Annotated in this window: 13 protein-coding genes; 3 read left to right on the forward strand and 10 right to left on the reverse strand. The window is 61.8% G+C overall.

Annotated features, from left to right (window positions below):
* Positions 1–299 precede the first annotated feature (299 nt).
* Positions 300–1,547, forward strand: a complete 1,248-nt coding sequence (locus BSZ35_RS09230; protein WP_105012160.1) for a hypothetical protein — start codon at positions 300–302, stop codon at positions 1,545–1,547.
* A gap of 45 nt (positions 1,548–1,592) precedes the next feature.
* On the forward strand, positions 1,593–3,521 hold the full coding sequence (locus tag BSZ35_RS09235) for a GLUG motif-containing protein (RefSeq protein ID WP_105012161.1): 1,929 nt from the start codon (positions 1,593–1,595) through the stop codon (positions 3,519–3,521).
* Between the two features lie 12 nt (positions 3,522–3,533).
* Here BSZ35_RS09235 and BSZ35_RS09240 read toward each other — a convergent pair whose 3' ends face one another.
* From BSZ35_RS09240 to BSZ35_RS09285, 10 genes are all read right to left on the reverse strand, one after another.
* On the reverse strand, positions 3,534–5,792 hold the full coding sequence (locus BSZ35_RS09240; protein ID WP_105012162.1) for an IGHMBP2 family helicase: 2,259 nt from the start codon (positions 5,790–5,792) through the stop codon (positions 3,534–3,536).
* Positions 5,793–6,079: 287 nt separating this feature from the next.
* Complete coding sequence (gene rfbD, locus BSZ35_RS09245) at positions 6,080–6,991, reverse strand: dTDP-4-dehydrorhamnose reductase (protein ID WP_105012163.1); 912 nt, start codon at positions 6,989–6,991, stop codon at positions 6,080–6,082.
* Between the two features lie 16 nt (positions 6,992–7,007).
* On the reverse strand, positions 7,008–7,580 hold the full coding sequence (gene rfbC, locus BSZ35_RS09250) for a dTDP-4-dehydrorhamnose 3,5-epimerase (RefSeq protein ID WP_105012164.1): 573 nt from the start codon (positions 7,578–7,580) through the stop codon (positions 7,008–7,010).
* Positions 7,581–7,601: 21 nt separating this feature from the next.
* Positions 7,602–8,510: a glucose-1-phosphate thymidylyltransferase RfbA gene (gene rfbA / locus BSZ35_RS09255; protein ID WP_105012165.1), complete on the reverse strand. Its 909-nt coding sequence runs from the start codon at positions 8,508–8,510 to the stop codon at positions 7,602–7,604.
* A gap of 111 nt (positions 8,511–8,621) precedes the next feature.
* Entirely contained in the window at positions 8,622–9,638 is a 1,017-nt protein-coding gene (gene rfbB, locus BSZ35_RS09260) for a dTDP-glucose 4,6-dehydratase (RefSeq protein ID WP_105012166.1), read from the reverse strand.
* Between the two features lie 84 nt (positions 9,639–9,722).
* Positions 9,723–11,558, reverse strand: a complete 1,836-nt coding sequence (locus tag BSZ35_RS09265) for an SLC13 family permease (RefSeq protein ID WP_105012167.1) — start codon at positions 11,556–11,558, stop codon at positions 9,723–9,725.
* Positions 11,559–11,777: 219 nt separating this feature from the next.
* Entirely contained in the window at positions 11,778–13,655 is a 1,878-nt protein-coding gene (cysN, locus tag BSZ35_RS09270) for a sulfate adenylyltransferase subunit CysN (RefSeq protein ID WP_105012168.1), read from the reverse strand.
* Between the two features lie 110 nt (positions 13,656–13,765).
* Entirely contained in the window at positions 13,766–14,677 is a 912-nt protein-coding gene (cysD, locus tag BSZ35_RS09275; protein ID WP_105012169.1) for a sulfate adenylyltransferase subunit CysD, read from the reverse strand.
* An 86-nt stretch (positions 14,678–14,763) separates the two neighbouring features.
* Positions 14,764–15,726, reverse strand: coding sequence for a UDP-glucuronic acid decarboxylase family protein (locus BSZ35_RS09280; RefSeq protein ID WP_105012170.1), 963 nt, complete (start codon positions 15,724–15,726; stop codon positions 14,764–14,766).
* Between the two features lie 41 nt (positions 15,727–15,767).
* The gene (locus BSZ35_RS09285) at positions 15,768–17,162 is read right to left on the reverse strand and encodes a UDP-glucose/GDP-mannose dehydrogenase family protein (RefSeq protein ID WP_105012171.1); all 1,395 of its coding nucleotides are present in this window, start codon (positions 17,160–17,162) and stop codon (positions 15,768–15,770) included.
* Positions 17,163–17,779: 617 nt separating this feature from the next.
* Between BSZ35_RS09285 and BSZ35_RS09290 the strand changes: the two genes are divergently transcribed.
* Positions 17,780–18,922: a DegT/DnrJ/EryC1/StrS family aminotransferase gene (locus tag BSZ35_RS09290; protein ID WP_105012172.1), complete on the forward strand. Its 1,143-nt coding sequence runs from the start codon at positions 17,780–17,782 to the stop codon at positions 18,920–18,922.
* Positions 18,923–18,938: the final 16 nt, after the last annotated feature.

Below are 18,938 nucleotides of genomic sequence, written 5' to 3' on the forward strand. Positions count from 1 at the left end.
ATGCCCTTTACGAGTGGCTTCGGATCTGACGGAGGTGCTTTTTTCGATCGGGGACGGCTCCGCATCGGGGTGAAGGATGGGCCGGAAGCAAACGGAGGAGATACCGCCGTCTGAACGCGCCCGATAGATGCCCTATGATCTTTGGAAGTGGCATGAGAACGAGTTCTGCTTCTTTTTGAATCAGGAATAGTACTTGCACCCGGCTCCCCCGCCCTCTGGTGCCCCTCGACGCCCACCCACCTTTTCGCGGCGCGGCCCCTGATCCCCTCCCCCTCCTGCACACGCGATGCCCTCCTCAGATGAACGCCTTTTGTCCCGTACGGGCCTTCGCTTCCCTTGCTCTCGCTCTTGCCCTCCTATGTCCCACACAGGTTCTCGGACAAGAGCCCGACACAACGGCTCAACGTCCCGACACCACAAGCGTCACGATCACAACCACTGCTCAGCACGAGCGAAGCACCTTTCGCCGGATCAAGGCCATCACAGGGTTCTTCCTGGACCTCAATGCGGGGTATAACTACCGGTTTAATACCTTCAGTACGGATCGCCCTCTGCTTGATGAGAGTCCTGTGAGGTACTCTAGCCTCGACCTGAGCGTGTACGATCTCTCCGTCGATCTCGGCCTGGCCGGCACCTCTCTCCTAGAGATCGGCTACGAATCTCCCTACCCACGAACGGACTTTCAGGAGCAAGCCCTCGATGCCCGAAAGGACCAGACGAAGGGCCTCGAAACGTACACCGCCGGGATTAACTTTCTTCCCCTCTGGCGTTTCCTACTGCCAGAGTCGTGGCCCGATTTTGTAAAGTGGCTGCCCGCCGTCGAAATCCGCTACACGCACGAGCTTACCCAAAACACGGCCATTGCCGAGCGGGAAAGTCTCCTCTTGAACGCCGTCTCCAACCTGGACGGAAGCGTCAGTCTCGACGACCTCACCTTTCAGCGCGTCGAGACCGGCGCTTTCTTCTCGTTCAAAACGCGGTATGAGTTTGGCTCGGTCAGCATTCCGATCTACGTGTGGAATTGGAACGACATGGAGTCAAACACAGCCCTGCGGCTCGGGGTGTCGCGGTGGAGCTACTCGCGCGTTTACAGCACTCGGTTCCCAAAATTCAACACCCCCATCGTGTACGAAGCCGACGCCGCGGGACGAGGTCTCCTGCTGAATTTTCAGTCCTATCCCCGCAGTGGCTTCCGAACCGACGTCACACTGGGCATCGGGCGCGGGACCTTTCAGACGGACGACCGCGAACTCTCGGGCGCGCTCCCGTTCTTTTATGAGACGAGCGACCTCTCCGCCAATCCGCTGAGCCTGTACGGCGAAGGCGCCTTTTCGTACCGATTCTCTTTCTTCCCCAAGGCCCCAGTGACGATGTATCTGGAGCCCGGCGTCGACATGAATATGTTCAACGTGACCTTCAACTCGTTCGACGAGGTCGTGTCGCCCGGCCCCGGTGACGGGACCCCCCTCTCGACGGATGGATCGAGCTCCATCCAGCACTTCGACTTCATCGTCCGTCCATGGATCCGGTTCTCTCTCAGCATTTGACCGTTCCGCTCTCGCCTCCCGCGCACTCCCACGTGCTGTTCCCCGATGTCTTTTCTCTCTGTGTCCAGTTCCCGCCGTTCGTGTTCACGCCCTCTTGCGATCCTCCTTCTCCTCGGCCCGCTTCTCCTCACCGGGTGTGACGGCATTGGCACGAGCGAAGCCCCAGACCGCGAGGCTCCGGACCAAAACGACGGCGGCGGGCAAGCCCCTGCGCTCTCGATTGGCCGCACCGCCTACGATTACGGCTTCGTGCACGTAGACACGCCGCAGCGTCGCACCGTTGCCCTCATCAACAACGGCTCGCCTCCCCCAGACTCGGCAAACCGGACCGGCGCACTGGAGGGCGACGTTGCCCTTGCCGGGACGGATACGGAGCGATTCACAATCGAATCGGGGGACGGCTCATTCACCCTGGCGCCGGGCGATACGCTGGACGTGCTCGTCTCGTTTGACCCAGAGAAGGACCGCGTGACGAGCCGGGCCCAACTGGAAATCACCCACAACGACACCGACCGCAAGACCCCGCTTCCGGTGCCCCTTCAAGGGGATGGTGTGGTCTTCGAGGGCGGCTCGGGCAGCGCCAATGCTCCCTACCAGATTGCACGCCCCGACCAGCTTCAGGTCATCAACAACGGACTGCGCACCGAGGACTTCGTTATGGTCGGGGACGTGGATGCCAGCGTTACGCGCAATTGGAACGAGGGCGACGGCTTCATTCCTATTGGGGAGCGTACCGACGGCGAACGGTTTACCGGCACGTTCGACGGCGCGGGGCACGTCGTCTCGGACCTCTGGATCCGGCGGTCGGACACGAACGGAATTGGGCTCTTTGCGGCCCTGGGCAACACGTCCCTCCATGATGTGACGCTTCGCGGTGTTGAAATTTCCGGCGGAAGCCAGACCGGCGCCCTCGTCGGCCAAAATGCGGGAGGAACCATCGAATTCGTGAGCGTAACGGGCACCGTGAACGGCAACGTGGGCGTGGGCGGTGTCGCCGGACTCAACTTCGACAATGGGACCCTCCGGTCTGTTCAGAGCAGAGCCTCCGTGCAGGGCGAGGCGCTCGTGGGCGGACTCGCGGGGCGCAACCACGAGAGCTCCATCCGTAATGCGACCACGGAGGGGGCCGTGGAGGGAAAGGGACCTGCGGGTGAAGTAGGAGGCCTCGTAGGTCGAAATGTGCAGGGCGAAATTCGTCGATCATCGGCCCAGGGCGACGTGTCGAGTAACGGGTCCCGAGGACAGGTCGGCGGGCTCGTCGGGCGCAACGTGGGCGGCACAATTGCGGACGCATCGTACGCCGCCGGGACCGTGCAGGCTCTCGCAAGTGCGGGCGGACTCGTGGGGGCCAACTTTGCTGGCGGAACCCTCCGGACGTCCACAGCCAGCGGAAATGTGATCAGCACCGACCGGGCGGGGGGACTCGTGGGCCGAAACGCGGTGACGGGGCGCCTCCAGACGTCCAGTGCAACTGCGAGCGTGGACGCAGACCGGAATGCAGGGGGACTCGTGGGCCTGAACCGGGCACAGGTGCACGGCTGCTGGGCAAGGGGCCCTGTCCAGGGAAAAACAAATGTCGGCGGACTGGCCGGTGCCAACCTCGGCGTCATTGAGGCCTCGTACGCGCACAGTTCCGTGGCGGGAGACACGCGCGTCGGGGGGCTCGTGGGACGTGGCAATGGAGGGACGCTGCAGCAAGCCTACGCCGCCGGCTCCGTATCGGGCTCGACGGACGTTGGGGGCCTTGTGGGCCGACAGGCGGGCAGCACGGTGAGCAGCAGCTACTGGGACACGAACACCACGAACCAGAGCCGCCCGGTAGGAACCCAGGAAGAGACCTCGGTGGAGGCAACCGGCCTTTCGACTGGGCAGATGACGGGAGCAGCGGCCGCCGAGCACATGCCCGGACTGGACTTCACGGAAATGTGGATGCCGATCGACGGCGCTTACCCCGCGCTCCGGTGGGAAGAGTGACGGTTCACGCGGCTACAGCCGCACCTCGCGGCCCTCGTTTTGAGCATAGGCCTGAACATCCGCAAACACGTCGGCGTGGGTGACGGTGGTGCTGTCGCCCACGACAATGGCCTTCCGCTTGGCCCGCGTTAGCGCCACGTTGAAGCGGCGGGGCTCATCCAGAAAGCCGATGGCCCCGCGCTCGTTGCTGCGAACGAGCGAGACAATCACGACCTCCTTCTCGCGGCCCTGGAAGCCGTCGACCGTGTCGACTTCTAGCTCGTCTATATCGAGCCGCTGCTCAATCCGGTCCACCTGATCGTCGTACGGCGAAATGACGGCGATCTGTCCCGGAGCCATCTCGGCATTCAGCAGATCGGTGACGAGCTGCGCCACGAGCTCGGCCTCACGGGGATTCTCGCGGGAGTGCGATCCGGATCGCTGACGCTCAGGAGCCTCAATGCCTGCAGTGTCGACGAAGACGAAGGGCGCCTCCGGATCGAGAATCTCACGTCGCTCCGGTGGCAAGTCGCCCGGCGGTACGCCGAGGTCAGCCAGCGTGTGCTGCCGCACCGCGTCGTCGGCCAGCAGTCGATCGTCGTAGAAAGTGCGGCTGGAAAAGCCCATGATGGTCTCGTGCATCCGGTACTGCGTGCGCAACAGACTGCGGATGGAATTGGGCGTCTCGGGATCCGTCTCGTGGTGCTTAGCGAGGCGCTCGAAGAGGGTGTACTGCAGCCCACTCTCGGCCGCCTCCGGGTTCAGAATGGTGGGCGGCAACTGCTTGTGATCGCCCACGAGAATCGCACGACGAGCGTGCGTCATCGGAATCCAGCAGGACGGCGCCGTGGCCTGCGTGGCCTCGTCAACGATGAGGGTATCAAACGTTTGATGCTGCAAAAGGTCACTGCCGGCGGTCGAGTTGGTGCTGCACACCACGTCGGCGGCGCTCAGCACCTCGTCGATCGCCTCTTGCTCCAGCCGCTCGGCCTCGTCGAAGAGGTCATCGGCCTTGTCGCGAAGGTCGAGCCACTCGGCCATCTCCTCGATCTTTTCCGGCGGTACGCCCCGCGATCCACGGCCCTCTTCGGCCAGTTCCTGAATCTTGCGATCCGACATGCCGCGGCGCCAACGGCCCGATGGATGCGTGAGGTCGTCCTGCTCTTCTAAGAGATCGAAGGCGTCCTCACGCCGGGCCTGCGAGCGCCGATAGGTGTCGTTGTCTTCAATCTGAGCATCGAGCGTGTGGGCATGAAGGGCCTCCGTAACCCGGGCCGGATGGCCGAGGCGGACGACCTCCTCCCCCTGCTCGACCAGCAACTCAACCATGTTGTCGACGGCCGTGTTGGACGCTGCAGTCGCGAGCACCGACTCGCCCCGATCCAGACACTGCCGGATGACCTCGATCGCGGTGGTCGTCTTGCCGGTGCCGGGCGGGCCGTGGATGAGGTGCACATCGTTGGTCCCCAGGGCTTCCCGAACGGCCTGTCGTTGAGAAGCGTTGAGGACCGGATTGTGCCAGTCGCCCACGTCCACGGCGTCCGCTTCGGCGGGCGAAGACGCCCCCGTACACACGTCGCGGAGATGGGCAAGCGTCCCCTCGGCCGTTGGGAGCTGAGCCAGCGCATCTTGCATCCGCTGGTACGTAATGTCGTTCACGTAGAGATCCACTCGCAGCCCTTTGCCGAACACCCATCCATCCGGCTTCGAGCCGAAGGACACAGTCACGGAATAGTTGGTGACCTGTGTGACGGTGCCGGTGGGATTGTCGTCCCGGAGCGGATCCTTCTTCGACACCATGACGAGATCGCCCACCCGGAGCTCGTGATCGGGGAGGGGCTGGCCTTTCTCCTGGCGCATAAACTTGACGCGATGCCCCCCGAGTCCCTCCCCTTCGTCCCGTCCTCGCATGCGGAGCAGCGCCCGCCCCCGCCGCTCGCGTTCACGTCCCGACAAATTTTCGATCTCTTGCTCGTGGCGCCGCATCTCCTCCTCGCGCTCCAACTCGACGAGGTCGGTGAGGCGATCAGCATACGCCCGTGCGGTCCTGGTCTCCTCGTCCAGTGCCGCAATTGACACCGTGGCGGTACCGATGCGCCCCCCATCGAGGGACTGAACAATTCGGTCGGCCACGTCGGCCGTCACGTCCACCGTGGCCGTGTCGCCCTCAATGTCGATGGCCCCGATGGCGTCGGGGTCCACATTGGCCTCGTTCACAACGGCACCGACAATGTCGCCGGGGCCTTCGCCGTTGAGTCCCTGCACGAGCAGCGTGGTGGTTTCGTCGCTCATGCGCTTTTGGGCTGGATTTGTTCGACATCCTCTTCCCTATCCTCTACCCAGAGGCCAATTTGAGAGTTGCAAAAGGGGCAGTGGAAGACGTGTAAAGGAAGCAGCTCGGCGTCGTTGACGTGGACTTAGAGACTGTTTTGATTTTTGAGCGGGTTTGAGAATCGACGAGATATTTCGCAGGAATTGGAGGGCCGTCTGTTGCCCAGAAGGAGCTCCTGTTGGATCCCGACGATCTGCAGTCGTCGCGCTCTGCCTGAACTGTCATCGTGTGAAATCAAAACAATCTCTTAGACCCCAGAGGCCCGTCCCCCTTGTTGCGACGTGCGCTCCCGCAGCCCCGCCAACTGCTCCGTCCACGTCGGAATCGTGAGGTCGAAGGTCTCTCGCGCCCTGCCAGAATCAAGCACCGTGTACTTCGGACGAGCGGCAGCCGTGGGGTACTCGTCGGAGGACACGGGCTCGACGGTCACGTCGTCGCACCCGAACGTCGAGAAGATGGCTCGGGCAAATCCGTACCAGCTCGTCTGGCCAGACGCGGCGAGATGATAGAGGCCGCTTGCCTCCCTCGGGGCCTCTCGCGCCTGCACATGACGCAGCATTGTCGCAGTAGCTTCGGCAATCCACCCCGCCCACGTCGGCGTGCCCGTCTGGTCGTCGACCACCGTGAGGGTGTCGTTCTCGTCGGCAAGCCGGAGCATGGTCCGCAGGAAATTGGAGCGGCGGTCGCTGTAGACCCAGCTCGTGCGCAGGATGAGGTGCCGACCGCCTACGTCTTGAATCGCCTCCTCTCCCGCCCGCTTCGTGCGGCCGTAGACATTGATTGGATTGGGGGCATCGGTCTCCTCGTACGGGGCCGTGTGCGTCCCGTCGAAGACATAGTCGGTGGAATAGTGCACAAGCCACGCCCCTACCTTGGCCGCTGCCTCCGAGAGCACCCTGGGGGCCTCGGCGTTAAGGACCCGCGCCGACTCGACCTCCTGCTCCGCCTGGTCGACCGCCGTGTAGGCCGCCGCGTTGACGATCACATCCGGCTCGATCTCCCGCACAGCCGCCCGCAGGGACGAAGGGTCGGTGAGATCGGTCTGCTCCCGACCGGGCGCCGCCACCGATCCGATTCGCGCAAGAGGCGCGCGCAACTCGTGTCCCACCTGTCCGGTCCCCCCCAGTAGCAGAAGAGTCGAATCCTTGGGGATACTCATCACGGAAGGAAGCGCATTAGGAAATGGGCGTGTGCGCCGTCCCGAACGCGAACCGCTCTTCGGAAAGGGCTTCTATCCCCGGCGCCTCACGGTCGCGCTCCGAAAGCACCGGGTCGTCCACTGGCCAGTCAATGCCGAGCGTTGGATCGTTCCAATGAATGACGCCCTCCGCTTCGGGGTGGTAGAAGTCGGTGCACTTGTAGTGAAAGAGGGCCTCGTCCCCAGTCACCACGAATCCATGCGCAAACCCTTCCGGCACGTACAACTGACGACCATTTTCAGCCGAGAGTCTCAAGCCCTCCCACTCTCCGAAGGTATCCGACCCAGCCCGGATGTCGACGACAACGTCGTAGACCTCTCCTTTCAAAACAGTGATCAGCTTCCCTTGTGGGCGTGGATTTTGGAAGTGGAGGCCCCGCAACACGTGCGTCCGGGAGCGCGAGAGATTGTCCTGCACAAACGTCACGTCGAGCCCATGCTTGCCGTAGTCGCGGGCGTTCCACGTCTCCAGGAATGCCCCACGATCGTCGGTATACACGTCTGGCTCGATGACGCGCACACCGGGAAGAGTCCCGTCAAATACGTCCATGGCTGAGCACATCATTCAAGATTACGCCGGCGTTCCTTCCGCCCGCCGGATGACCTGAAGAAGATACTGCCCATATGCGTTGTTGTCCATCGAGTGCCCGATTCGCCGCACGTCTTCGGAGGAAATCCACCCCTGACGCCACGCAATTTCCTCCGGACAACTAATCTTCAGCCCCTGTCGCTTCTCAATTGTCTGTACGAAGTTGGCGGCCTGCAGCAGCGAGTCGTGCGTGCCGGTGTCGAGCCACGCCATGCCCCGCCCCATGGTCTCGACCTGGAGTTCGCCCCGTTGGAGGTAGTGACGGTTTATATCGGTAATTTCCAGCTCTCCCCGATCGGACGGCTCCAGCCCTTCTGCAATCTCAACGACATCCGAGCTGTAAAAGTATAGGCCGGTCACGGCATAATTTGAGGCCGGATCGTCGGGCTTTTCTTCAATGGAGAGAGCCTGCCCGTCCCCGTCGAAATCGACGACCCCGTAGCGCTCCGGATCCTTGACGTAGTAAGCGAAGACGGTTCCCCCGCCCTCTTGCCGGGCTGCTCGCTGCAACCGTGCCGGCAGCCCCTCTCCATAAAAGATGTTGTCTCCGAGAATGAGGCAGACGTCATCGTCGCCAACAAAGTCGGACCCGATGGTAAACGCCTGCGCGATGCCCTTCGGCTCTGGTTGCTCGGCGTAGTGCAGATTGAGCCCCCACTGATGCCCGTCGCCCAGCAGCGCCTCAAAGCGCGGCAGGTCTTTGGGCGTCGAGATAATGAGCACCTCCCGAATGCCCGCCAGCATGAGGGTCGACAGCGGATAATACACCATCGGCTTGTCGTAAATGGGCAGGAGTTGCTTGCTTACCGCCCGGGTGGCCGGATAGAGGCGCGTGCCTGCCCCACCGGCCAGGAGAATGCCCTTGCGCGTCCGACTAGAATCGTCACTCATAGCATTTCGTGATTTCGGGTTTCTGCTAAAAAACGGATCGTAAAGACGCCCCGCGCCACGGGAATGACTCTCGCCCCCCGAAACGCCTCAACTCCCCCCCATCCCTCTCCCTCACCGAACAGCTCGCACCCACTCCCGATTTTCCACGTACCACTCAACCGTCCGGCGCAGGCCCTCCTCGAAATCGACCTGGGGGGCAAACCCAACATCCTCTTCGATCTTGCGGGGATCGATCGCGTAGCGCCAGTCGTGGCCCGGGCGATCTTCCACAAACGTGATTAGGGAGCGATGTCCCTCGTCTGGCCCGTCGGGCCGTAGATCATCGAGAATGTCGCAAATCTGACGCACCACCGCAATGTTTTCTTTTTCGCAGCGTCCGCCCACGTTGTAGGTTTCCCCCACCTGTCCCTCCTGCAGTACGCGAAGAAGGGCACGAACGTGATCCTCAACGTAAAGCCAGTCGCGCACGTTCTTCCCGTCGCCGTACACCGGAATGGACTTTTCGTCGAGGGCGTTCAGGATGACCACGGGAATGAGCTTCTCCGGATGCTGGTACGGGCCGTAGTTGTTCGAGCAATTCGTAATGAGCACCGGCAGGCCGTAGGTGCGCTGCCAGGCGCGCACGAGATGGTCGGCCCCGGCCTTGCTCGCGGAGTAGGGAGAGCTGGGATCGTAGGGCGTTTCCTCCGTAAAGGCGCCCGTTGCCCCGAGTTCGCCGTATACCTCGTCGGTCGAGACGTGCAGAAAACGAAAGTCTTCCGGGGTGCCCTGCTCTTCCCAGTAGGTGCGGGCTGCCTCCAAGAGCACCTGCGTTCCCACCACGTTCGTTTGCACGAAGGCGGCCGGACCGTCGATTGAACGATCCACGTGCGACTCCGCCGCGAGATGGAGCACCCCATCCGGCTCGTGCTCACGGAAGAGCCGGTGCATGGCCGGCGCGTCGGTGATATCCTCCTGTGCAAAGTGGTGACGGGGATGATCCCTCACCGGGGCCAGATTTTCCAGGTGTCCCGCGTAGGTCAACGCGTCGACGGTAACCACGGTGGCCTCGGTCTGATCAATCAGATGACGTACCACCGCCGAGCCGATGAAGCCGGCGCCGCCGGTAACCAACAGGGTATCATTCATAAGTGCCGTAGTGAGTCAAAAGAGCTGAAAGCGAAGAAAGCACACCTCAAAACGCGAGGGGGGGCGACCTGAGTCGTAAGAGACCTACAACCAAAGGATCGAAATGATCATGACGGAAATCGTCATGACGAGAAGCGTGGCCGGCCAGCCCACCTTCGCATAGTCGCTGAAGCGATACCCGCCCGGCCCCATTACCATGAGGTTCGTCTGGTAGCCGATGGGGGTCAGGAAGCTGGCCGAGGCTCCGATGGCCACAATGAGACCGAACGCAATGGGCGGCGCGCCAAGCGTGGACGCCGTGGCCATCGAGATGGGCAGCATGAGCACGGCTGCCGCATTGTTCGTGATAATCTCGGTGAGGAGATTCGTGAGGAGATAGATGGACGCGAGGGCCACAACAGGGCCATATCCTTCCGTAATCCCCAGCATTCCCTCCGCCGCCTGTTGCGCGAGACCGGTCGTCTCGATCGCCTTTCCGATGCCGAGCGCCGCGGCGATGACGACGAGCACCTGCACGTTGAGCGCGCGCTGGGCTTCCGCCGCCGTTACACAGCCTGTAAGAATCATGAGGAGCGCGGTGACGAACGCAGTCGTCACGATGGGCGCAAGGCCCACCGCCGCCGTAAGGACCATTGCCCCCGTGAGCGCCAGCGCGAGAGGTGCCAGCGCCTCTCGATCATCGTCGCCCTCGTCGTCCTGTCCGTTCGTCGACGTCAGCGCGCGCCCGTCCCGCGGCGCCACGAGGTAGAACTCGTCCCGGCTGCCACTGCTCCACCGCTGCCCAAAATCACTGGGCGCCTCTACGATGAGCAAGTCGCCCGCCTGCAGCTTTGTCGTCCCCACCGGCCCGGTGACCGGTTCATTTTCGCGCTGGATGCCCAGCACCACGCCCTGGTACTCCTCCCGAAAATTTGCTTCCCCGAGCGTGGAGCCCACGAGATCGGACGACTCGGCAATGACAGCTTCGTAAAGGGGCAGCGTTTCGTACCGCACCGGGTCGTCCGTCCGCTCTCCCGGACTTGGAAGCGTGCGCTTGAGTCCCGGACGCTTGAGAAGCCGCTCCCGTGCGGCGAGCCGTCCGTTGAAGGTGAGCACGTCGCCCTGTTCGAGCGTGAGACGCGGCGTGGCCTGCAACACCTGTTTCCCTCGACGAACGTGTGTCAGGTAGGCGTCGCCGAGATCCCGCAATCCCGCCTCTGCCACCGTTTGCCCGATGATCGGCGACTGCACTGTGACCTTCACCTCGAACATATTCTCGTCCAGCTCCTCCTCCACAGCAGGGGCCGGAGTGCCCCGATCCGGGAGGAGCCGGTGCCCGCCCATGACGAAGTATGCAATGACGGCGAGGGCGGAGGGAATGCCGATCCACGTCACATCGAACAGGTGCAGCGGCTCATAGCCCTCCGCCTCCATCAGTCCCGCCACGATCAAATTGGTCGACGTGCCCACGAGCGTCGTCATGCCCCCCGTAATCGCCGCGTAGGAGAGTGGGATCATGAGCTTCGACGCCGGGATGTTCTGCTCGTCCGCCCACTCCTGCAGGCGCGGCGTGAGCATTGCCACAATGGGCGTGTTGTTTAACAGGCCGGACAGGAACGCGGTGGGCACCATGAAGCGGGCCAGGAGCGGACTCAGGCGCGAGGTGTTGGCGAAGAGCACTCGATCGAGCCGACCGAGGGCATCGGTGTGCTGCACGCCTGCCGCAACGATGTAGAGAGCCCCCACGGTGAGGACGGCCGAGTTGGAGAACCCCGCAAACGCCTGCTGGGGAGAAATGACGCCGGTCACGAGCAGGGCCGAGAGCCCACTCAGCAGGACTAGATCGGGCCGCCCAAGGTCCGACACCAGTGCCGTGACCAATCCCAGCACCACGCCGACGGTGATCCAGGCGTCGGCACTAAGGGACGCGAGGACGGCCATAGCGAAGAGAGTGGACGGTCGACGGTCGGGACGTCAAGCCGAGCACGATCGTTCTTGCAGAAAATGCCCAAACGCCCGACGAATGCGACGGGGGTCATCGAGCTTGTGTTGAGGAGTGCGCCGGTCACGAACAAGGGACGACCGAGAAAATCATTTTCCCGCCCGTCCCGATCTGCCACGCACTCTACCCGCGCCCGCCTCTCCCACGCCCCCGATCGCCTACACGATGCCCTCTTCTTCGAGCGCCTCAATGATCTGATTCACGCAGGTCTCCACGTCGTTCTGATCCGAGTCGACGACGATCTCCGGGTCCTGCGGCTCCTCGTACGGGGCCGAGACGCCGGTAAAGTTGGCGATTTCGCCTTCCTCCGCCTTCTTGTAGAGCCCCTTCGTGTCCCGCTCCTTGCAGACCTCCAGCGGGCAGTCGACGTGTACCTCAAAGAACCGTCCCTCCGGCAGCAATTCTCGGATGCGATCGCGGTCCTCCTGGTACGGCGAGATAAAGCTACAGAGTGTCACGTTGCCCTGCTCGAAGAAGAGCCGGGCGGCTTCGCCGACGCGCCGAATGTTTTCCTTCCGGTCGTTGGGGCTGAAGCCGAGATCGCCGGACAGTCCGTGCCGCACGTTGTCACCGTCGAGCATCATCGTCTGCACGTCCCGATCGAAGAGGCGCTTCTCCACCTCTTTTGCAATCGTGGACTTTCCGGAGCCGGAAAGGCCCGTGAGCCACACCACAGCGGACTTGTGCCCGTTCTTCTCTTCCCGGTCCTCGCGCGGGATGTTGAGCCCCTCCCACACAACGTTCGGCGAGGTCTCTCGCTCCTTGTCCGTCACCACCTCATCTCGGCCGAACGGCGCCACGTCCTCGGACACGCCGCGGATCATGCCGGCGGCCACCGTGTCGTTGGTGTCCGGATCGATGAGAATGAAGTTGCCGGTCGACCGGTTGATCTTGTAGGGATCGATGAAGAGCGGGTCCGCCGTTTCCAGCTCCACCCGGCCAATATCGTTGAGCTCAAAGGTATCGGCCTCCTCGCGGTGAAAGGTCTCAACGTTGGTGCGATAGACCACCTTCGAGACATTGGCCTGCGTGCGCCGCGTGGTGTGCTGAATGATATACGGCCGGTCCCGCCGCATCTTTTCCTCATTCATCCAGCACAGGTCGGCGTCGAGTTGACGAGTGACGTCGGGGCGATTGCGGCTCCGCACGATCATCGAGCCGCGGCTCACGTCAATCTCGTCCGTGAGCGAGATCACGATCGAATCGCCCGGGCCGGCCTCCTCGACCTCGCCGTCGAGCGTCGTGATCGACTCGATGTGCGACGTGCGCTTTGACGGAAGAACGACGATCTCCTCCCCCGGTCGAATCTTGCCGGACGCCACCTGGCCCGCAAAGCCGCGGAAGTCCTGGTGCGGCCGGATCACGTGCTGCACCGGAAAGCGGAAGTCGACCTGATTGCGATCGGCCTCCGGCCGGACGTTTTCGAGGCGGTGCAGAAGCGTCGGTCCCTTGTACCACGGCATTCGCTCCGACTGGTCGACCACGTTGTCGCCCTTCAACGCTGAGATCGGGATGAAGGTGATGTCATTGATGTCGAGGTTGTCGGAGAACTCCTGAAACTCCTCCACGATCTCGCGGAAGCGCTCCTCGCCGTAGTCCACGAGGTCCATCTTGTTGACCGCGACAATCATGTACGGAATCTGGAGCAGCGAGGCGATGAAGGCGTGCCGCCGCGTCTGCTCGATCACGCCGTTGCGGGCGTCGATGAGCTCCACAGCCAGCTCCGCCGTTGAGGCGCCCGTCACCATGTTGCGCGTGTACTGCTCGTGCCCCGGCGTGTCCGCAATGATAAACTTGCGGTTCGGGGTGGAAAAGTAGCGGTAGGCGACGTCGATGGTAATGCCCTGTTCCCGCTCGGCCTTCAGGCCGTCGGTGAGGAGCGCCAGCTCCAAATCGTCATCGTCCCGCTGCGTATTCCGCTTAATCTCCTCCAGCTTGTCCTCGAAGATTTGCTGCGTGTCGTAAAAGAGGCGACCAATCAGCGTGCTTTTGCCGTCGTCGACGCTTCCCGCCGTGGTGAATCGAAGTACGTCCATCTCTCAGTGTCGAATTGCGAGTTTCGAGTTTCGAATGGGGAGTAGAACTGCGGAATGTCCGATCGGTGACTTGCCCAATTCGACATTCGCAATTCCCAATTCGCCAATGCCTAGAAGTAGCCTTCGCGTTTGCGGTCTTCCATCGCCGCCTCGGCGCGCTGGTCGTCGGCACGGGCACTGCGCTCGGCCTGCTGCGTGGTGGCCACCTCGGCGATCACCTCATCGAGCGTGGTGGCGGTCGACTCCACGGCTCCGGTGCACGTCATGTCCCCAATCGTGCGGAAGCGAACCATCTTCTCGACGTACTCTTCCCCCTCCCGCAGATCGTTGTACGGAGATTTCGGCAGAAGCACACCGTCCCGTTCAAACATTGTGCGCTCGTGGGCGAGGTAGAGACTCGGAATCTCCAGGTCCTCCTGCTGGATGTACTGCCACACGTCCAGCTCCGTCCAGTTGCTCAGCGGAAAGGCGCGGAAGTGCTCCCCTTTCCGGCTTCGGCCATTGTAAAGATTCCAAAGCTCGGGCCGCTGATTTTTGGGGTCCCAGTTTCCAAATCGGTCGCGGTGGGAAAAGAAGCGCTCTTTCGCACGGGCCTTCTCCTCGTCGCGCCGGGCCCCGCCGAGCGCCACATCGAAGCCATGCTCCTCAATCGTATCCAGCAGCGTCACGATCTGGAGCTTGTTGCGGCTCGCGTCGGGCCCTTGCTCCTCCTTTGCCCGACCGGACTTGATGGTTTCCTCCACGCTCCCAACGATGAGCTCGAGCCCATGCTCCTCCATCAGGTTATCCCGAAATTCGATGGTCTCGGGAAAGTTGTGTCCCGTATCCACGTGGAGAATCGGAAACGGCACCTGGCCCGGGTAAAAGGCCTTCCGGGCGAGGTGGACCATCGTAAGAGAGTCCTTCCCTCCACTGAACATGAGGACGGGATTATCAAACTGCGCCTCCGCCTCTCGGATGACGTGGATGGCTTCCGACTCCAGCCAATCCAGATGTTCTGAGGTGTCCGATGACAGGGACATAAGTATACAAGGAACGGTAATTCGGAGAACCGCAAGAAATAGAACTGCTGCAGCCGAATAAGCGGCTTTGCAGCAAACGTTTCGAGTTACGCTTCGGTAGCAACCCCTGCGTCAACCTTCTTCTTGAAATAGTCAAGGGTACGCTGAAGCCCCTCGCGCCGGTCGACCTCCGGGGTCCAGCCCAAAATCTCCTTTGCCCGCGAAATGTCCGGCTGCCGCACCTGTGGGTCGTCCTCGGGCAGCTCTTCGTAGGTGATGGAGCTTCCAGTGCCGGTAATCTCAATGATCTCCTCGGCAAACTCCTTGATCGTAATCTCGTCGGGATTGCCGATGTTCACCGGTTCGGACTCGTCGCTCATCAGGAGGCGGTAGATGCCGTCCACCAAGTCGTCGACGTAGCAGAACGCGCGCGTCTGACTGCCATCGCCGTAGACGGTGAGAGGATCGCCGCGAAGGGCCTGCGACATGAACGTTGGGAGGGCCCGCCCGTCGTCGATGCGCATGCGCGGGCCATAGGTATTGAAAATCCGGACGATGCGGGTTTCAACGCCGTGATAACGGTTATAGGCCATCGCCAGCGCCTCGGCAAATCGCTTGGCCTCGTCGTACACGCCCCGCTCGCCGATGGGATTTACGTTGCCCCAGTAGTCTTCCGGCTGCGGGTGAACGAGCGGGTCGCCGTACACCTCACTCGTGGAGGCGAGCAAGAACCGTGCGTCTTTCGCCTTCGCGAGGCCCAACGCCTTGTGGGTCCCCAATGCCCCCACCTTCATGGTCTGGATGGGAAGCCGCAGGTAGTCTTCCGGGGCCGCCGGACTGGCAAAGTGAAGAACGTAGTCGAGATCCCCGTTGACGTGGATGTAATCGGTGACGTCGTACTCAACGAAGCGAAACCGATCCTGTCCAAGCTCAAATAGGTGCTCGATGTTTTCGGTATCGCCGGTCACGAGGTTGTCCATGCAGATCACCTCATGGCCCTCGTCGATGAAGCGGTCACAGAGGTGCGACCCGAGAAACCCGGCGCCGCCGGTGATGAGTGTGCGTGGCATGAGAGTAGGAGAAGAGGATGAGAAAGGGGGGCCGCCTGCCGTTACGCAGCAGGCTGACCGTTTTCGACGATGGCTTCCTGAATCGCCTCCTGATCGTCCTCAGGCGCGTAGTGCGGCCGCCCGATACTGTAGTAGTCAAAGCCCATCTCCGCCATGCGCCCCGGCTCGTATAGATTCCGGCCGTCGAAAATCAGCGGACGGGCCAGCCGGTCGCGCACGTCTGCAAGGTTGGGGCGTCGAAACTCGTGCCACTCGGTGCAGATGACGAGCGCATCGGCATCGTCAAGGATGTCGTACATGTTCTCCCCGTAATCGATCGTGTCGCCGAAGACGTTTCGGGTGGTTTCGATCGCTTCCGGATCGAACGCAGCCACTTCGGCGCCCTTCTCGCGGAGGCCCTGGATGATGATGTGCGACGGTGCTTCTCGAATGTCGTCGGTGTTGGGCTTAAAGGAAAGCCCCCACATCGCGATTTTCTTGCCCTCCAGGTCACCGTCGAAATACTCGTCGAGCCGGTGTACAAGGAGTTCACGCTGCTGGTCGTTCACCTCAAGGACGGAGTCGAGAATCTTGAAGTCGTAGTCGTGCTCTTGTCCTTTCCGGTGGAGGGCCTGCACATCTTTCGGGAAGCAACTGCCCCCAAATCCAATTCCGGCGTAGAGGAAATGCTGCCCGATGCGGTGGTCCTTGCTGATGCCGAGGCGCACCTTGTCGACGTTGGCGCCGACCCGATCGCACATATTGGCGATCTCGTTCATAAACGAGATGCGAGTTGCCAGCAGCGAGTTGGCCGTGTATTTGATCATTTCGGCCGAGCGCTCGTCCACGACCAAGATCGGGTTGCCCTGCCGCACAAACGGCTCGTAGAGGCGCGTCATGATCTCGCCCGCTTTGTCGCTGGAGGTGCCAATCACCACACGATCCGGCTTCATGAAGTCGTCCACTGCAGCCCCTTCACGCAGGAACTCGGGGTTGGACACGACGTCGAAGTCCTCGCCCGCGACAAGTGCCCGCTCTTCCATCGTTTCGCGAACCCGGTCCGCTGTCCCCACCGGCACGGTGCTCTTGTTCACGATGACCCGGTAGTCCCCGTCCTCTTCCGCGGCGAGTAGATCCGCCACGTCCCCAGCTGCACTCATCACGTACGAGAGATCGGCGGACCCGTCCTCGCCCGGAGGCGTCGGCAGAGCCATAAAAATGACCTCCGCATCGGCCACGGCCTCTTCGAGCTCCGTGGTGAAGTGGAGCCGGTTTTCCTTGCGGTTGCGCGCGAAGTAGTGCTCCAAATCCGGCTCGTAAATGGGGAGCTCGCCCTCCCGAAGCATCTCCACCTTTTCCTGGTCGATGTCCACACAGGTGACCTGGTTTCCCATCTCGGCAAAACAGGTCCCCGTGACCAGCCCAACATAGCCGGTCCCGATGATTGCTATATTCATGACGCTGATAGAAAGAAATGAGTACAGAAAAAAAACTAATTCGATTCCGGAATTCCGGTACGGCCGTTTGTCTTCACAGCGGGCTCAGAATACCTGTTCGGAATCCCGGGAGGCTCAGTCTTCTCCTACCCCTCCACCGAACGAACGGCGCTCTTCCTTACGACTTTTGGCGCACCGTGCTCAATGCCCTCTTGAAGACGGTGCGTCTCCAATCGATAGAGGTAAAGAACTGAGAGTGATAGCTGCATATCGTTCCAATCACTCGAAGTGTAGTGACAAAAACAACGCCTAGCCTCCCGTTTTGCCTCCTGTCCCACCTAAAAGCATCGATTCTTCAGGAAATCCCCCTTCGGGTTTCCCTTTCCTGTGACTTCTTTCCGTGCTACTCTCCCCCGACTTCTCTTCTCCTGCAGCGTGTGGGATTAAATCCCCGAGTCGTTCCTCTCATACATGCACCTCGCGTCCAGCCAACATAGCGTCGCGACAACAGGGCTCCTCTCAATCGGGAGACGTGCCGGCCTGCATCCCTCCTGATTACATTCATACAATTCCAACCTTTCCGTTCCCTGTCTGTACGCTTACGTTGCCTGTCGTCTTACTTTCTCTTGTTTTCCCTCATGTCCGCTCGTTCTCAGTCAGACGCGTCGATCCCCCTCGCCCGCCCGTCGATCTCCTCAACGGGACTGGAACGAGTACAAGACGTCCTCCACTCGTCTCGCCTCTCTCGCGGTCCTGTCCTGGAACAGTTTGAAGCCCGCATGGCCGAACAGTGTGGGACGCGCCACGCCATCGGCGTCAGCAGTGGAACTGCGGCCCTTCACTGCATCGTCCGGGCGCTAGACCTGGAGCCCGGAGCGGAAGTCCTTACCACTCCGTTTAGCTTTGTCGCCTCGACCAATGTTCTGCTCTACGAAGACCTCACGCCTCGCTTCGTCGACATCGACCCGCAGAGCTACAACCTCGATGTCATGCGGATTGAGGAGAGGATCACTCCTCGAACGCAGGCGATTTTGGCCGTCGATGTGTTCGGCCAGCCGGTCGATTGGCCGGCCCTCACTCACTTGGCGGACACGCACGGCTTGGCCCTCATCGATGACTCCTGCGAAGCCCTCGGCGCGACGATTGACAGCCAGCCCATCGGATCCTGGGGGGAGGCCGCTGCCTTCGGGTTTTACCCCAACAAGCAGATTACGACTGGGGAGGGGGGATGCATCACCACCGATCGCGACGACGTGGCACGGATGTGCCGTTCTCTGCGGAACCAGGGACGATCCGCCGACGGTCAAATGCGGCACCCGCGCCTGGGATACAACTACCGGCTTGACGAACTCTCGGCGGCACTGGGCTGTGCACAACTCGACCGACTTGGCGAGATTCTCGACCGGCGTGCCGCCGTGGCCGATGCGTACCAAGAGGCCCTGGCCCCCCTCACCGACGACCTCCACCGCCCATCGACGGAGCCGAAGGGCACGCGAAGCTGGTTCGTGTACGTCGTACGCCTCCGCGACTCCTTCGAGGCAAACGATCGGGACCAGGTGATGGAGCACCTGCAGTCCAACGGGATCGGGTGTGCCCCCTACTTTCCGTCCATTCACCTCCAGCCGTACCACCGGGACCGACTGGACCATGCGCCGGGTGACTTCCCAATTTGTGAGCACGTGTCGGACCGAACGATTGCGCTGCCGTTTTACGATGCACTCACGCTGGATGACGTCCAGCGTGTAGTCGAGGTGCTTCGAGAAGCACTATCCTCTCTGTAGAGATCCTGCTTTGCTG

Origin of the sequence: Salinibacter sp. 10B (genome assembly GCF_002954405.1) — a bacterium.
GTDB lineage: Bacteria > Bacteroidota > Rhodothermia > Rhodothermales > Salinibacteraceae > Salinibacter.

Bases quoted from the DNA above. Each gene is read 5' to 3' on its own strand.
- BSZ35_RS09265 (WP_105012167.1), bottom strand. From the start codon at position 11,558: ATGGCCGTCCTCGCGTCCCTTAGTGCCGACGCCTGGATCACCGTCGGC.
- BSZ35_RS09235 (WP_105012161.1), top strand. From the start codon at position 1,593: ATGTCTTTTCTCTCTGTGTCCAGTTCCCGCCGTTCGTGTTCACGCCCT.
- BSZ35_RS09230 (WP_105012160.1), top strand. From the start codon at position 300: ATGAACGCCTTTTGTCCCGTACGGGCCTTCGCTTCCCTTGCTCTCGCT.
- BSZ35_RS09280 (WP_105012170.1), bottom strand. From the start codon at position 15,726: ATGCCACGCACACTCATCACCGGCGGCGCCGGGTTTCTCGGGTCGCAC.
- rfbA (WP_105012165.1), bottom strand. From the start codon at position 8,510: ATGAGTGACGATTCTAGTCGGACGCGCAAGGGCATTCTCCTGGCCGGT.
- cysD (WP_105012169.1), bottom strand. From the start codon at position 14,677: ATGTCCCTGTCATCGGACACCTCAGAACATCTGGATTGGCTGGAGTCG.
- BSZ35_RS09285 (WP_105012171.1), bottom strand. From the start codon at position 17,162: ATGAATATAGCAATCATCGGGACCGGCTATGTTGGGCTGGTCACGGGG.
- cysN (WP_105012168.1), bottom strand. From the start codon at position 13,655: ATGGACGTACTTCGATTCACCACGGCGGGAAGCGTCGACGACGGCAAA.
- rfbD (WP_105012163.1), bottom strand. From the start codon at position 6,991: ATGAGTATCCCCAAGGATTCGACTCTTCTGCTACTGGGGGGGACCGGA.
- rfbC (WP_105012164.1), bottom strand. From the start codon at position 7,580: ATGGACGTATTTGACGGGACTCTTCCCGGTGTGCGCGTCATCGAGCCA.
- rfbB (WP_105012166.1), bottom strand. From the start codon at position 9,638: ATGAATGATACCCTGTTGGTTACCGGCGGCGCCGGCTTCATCGGCTCG.
- BSZ35_RS09290 (WP_105012172.1), top strand. From the start codon at position 17,780: ATGTCCGCTCGTTCTCAGTCAGACGCGTCGATCCCCCTCGCCCGCCCG.
- BSZ35_RS09240 (WP_105012162.1), bottom strand. From the start codon at position 5,792: ATGAGCGACGAAACCACCACGCTGCTCGTGCAGGGACTCAACGGCGAA.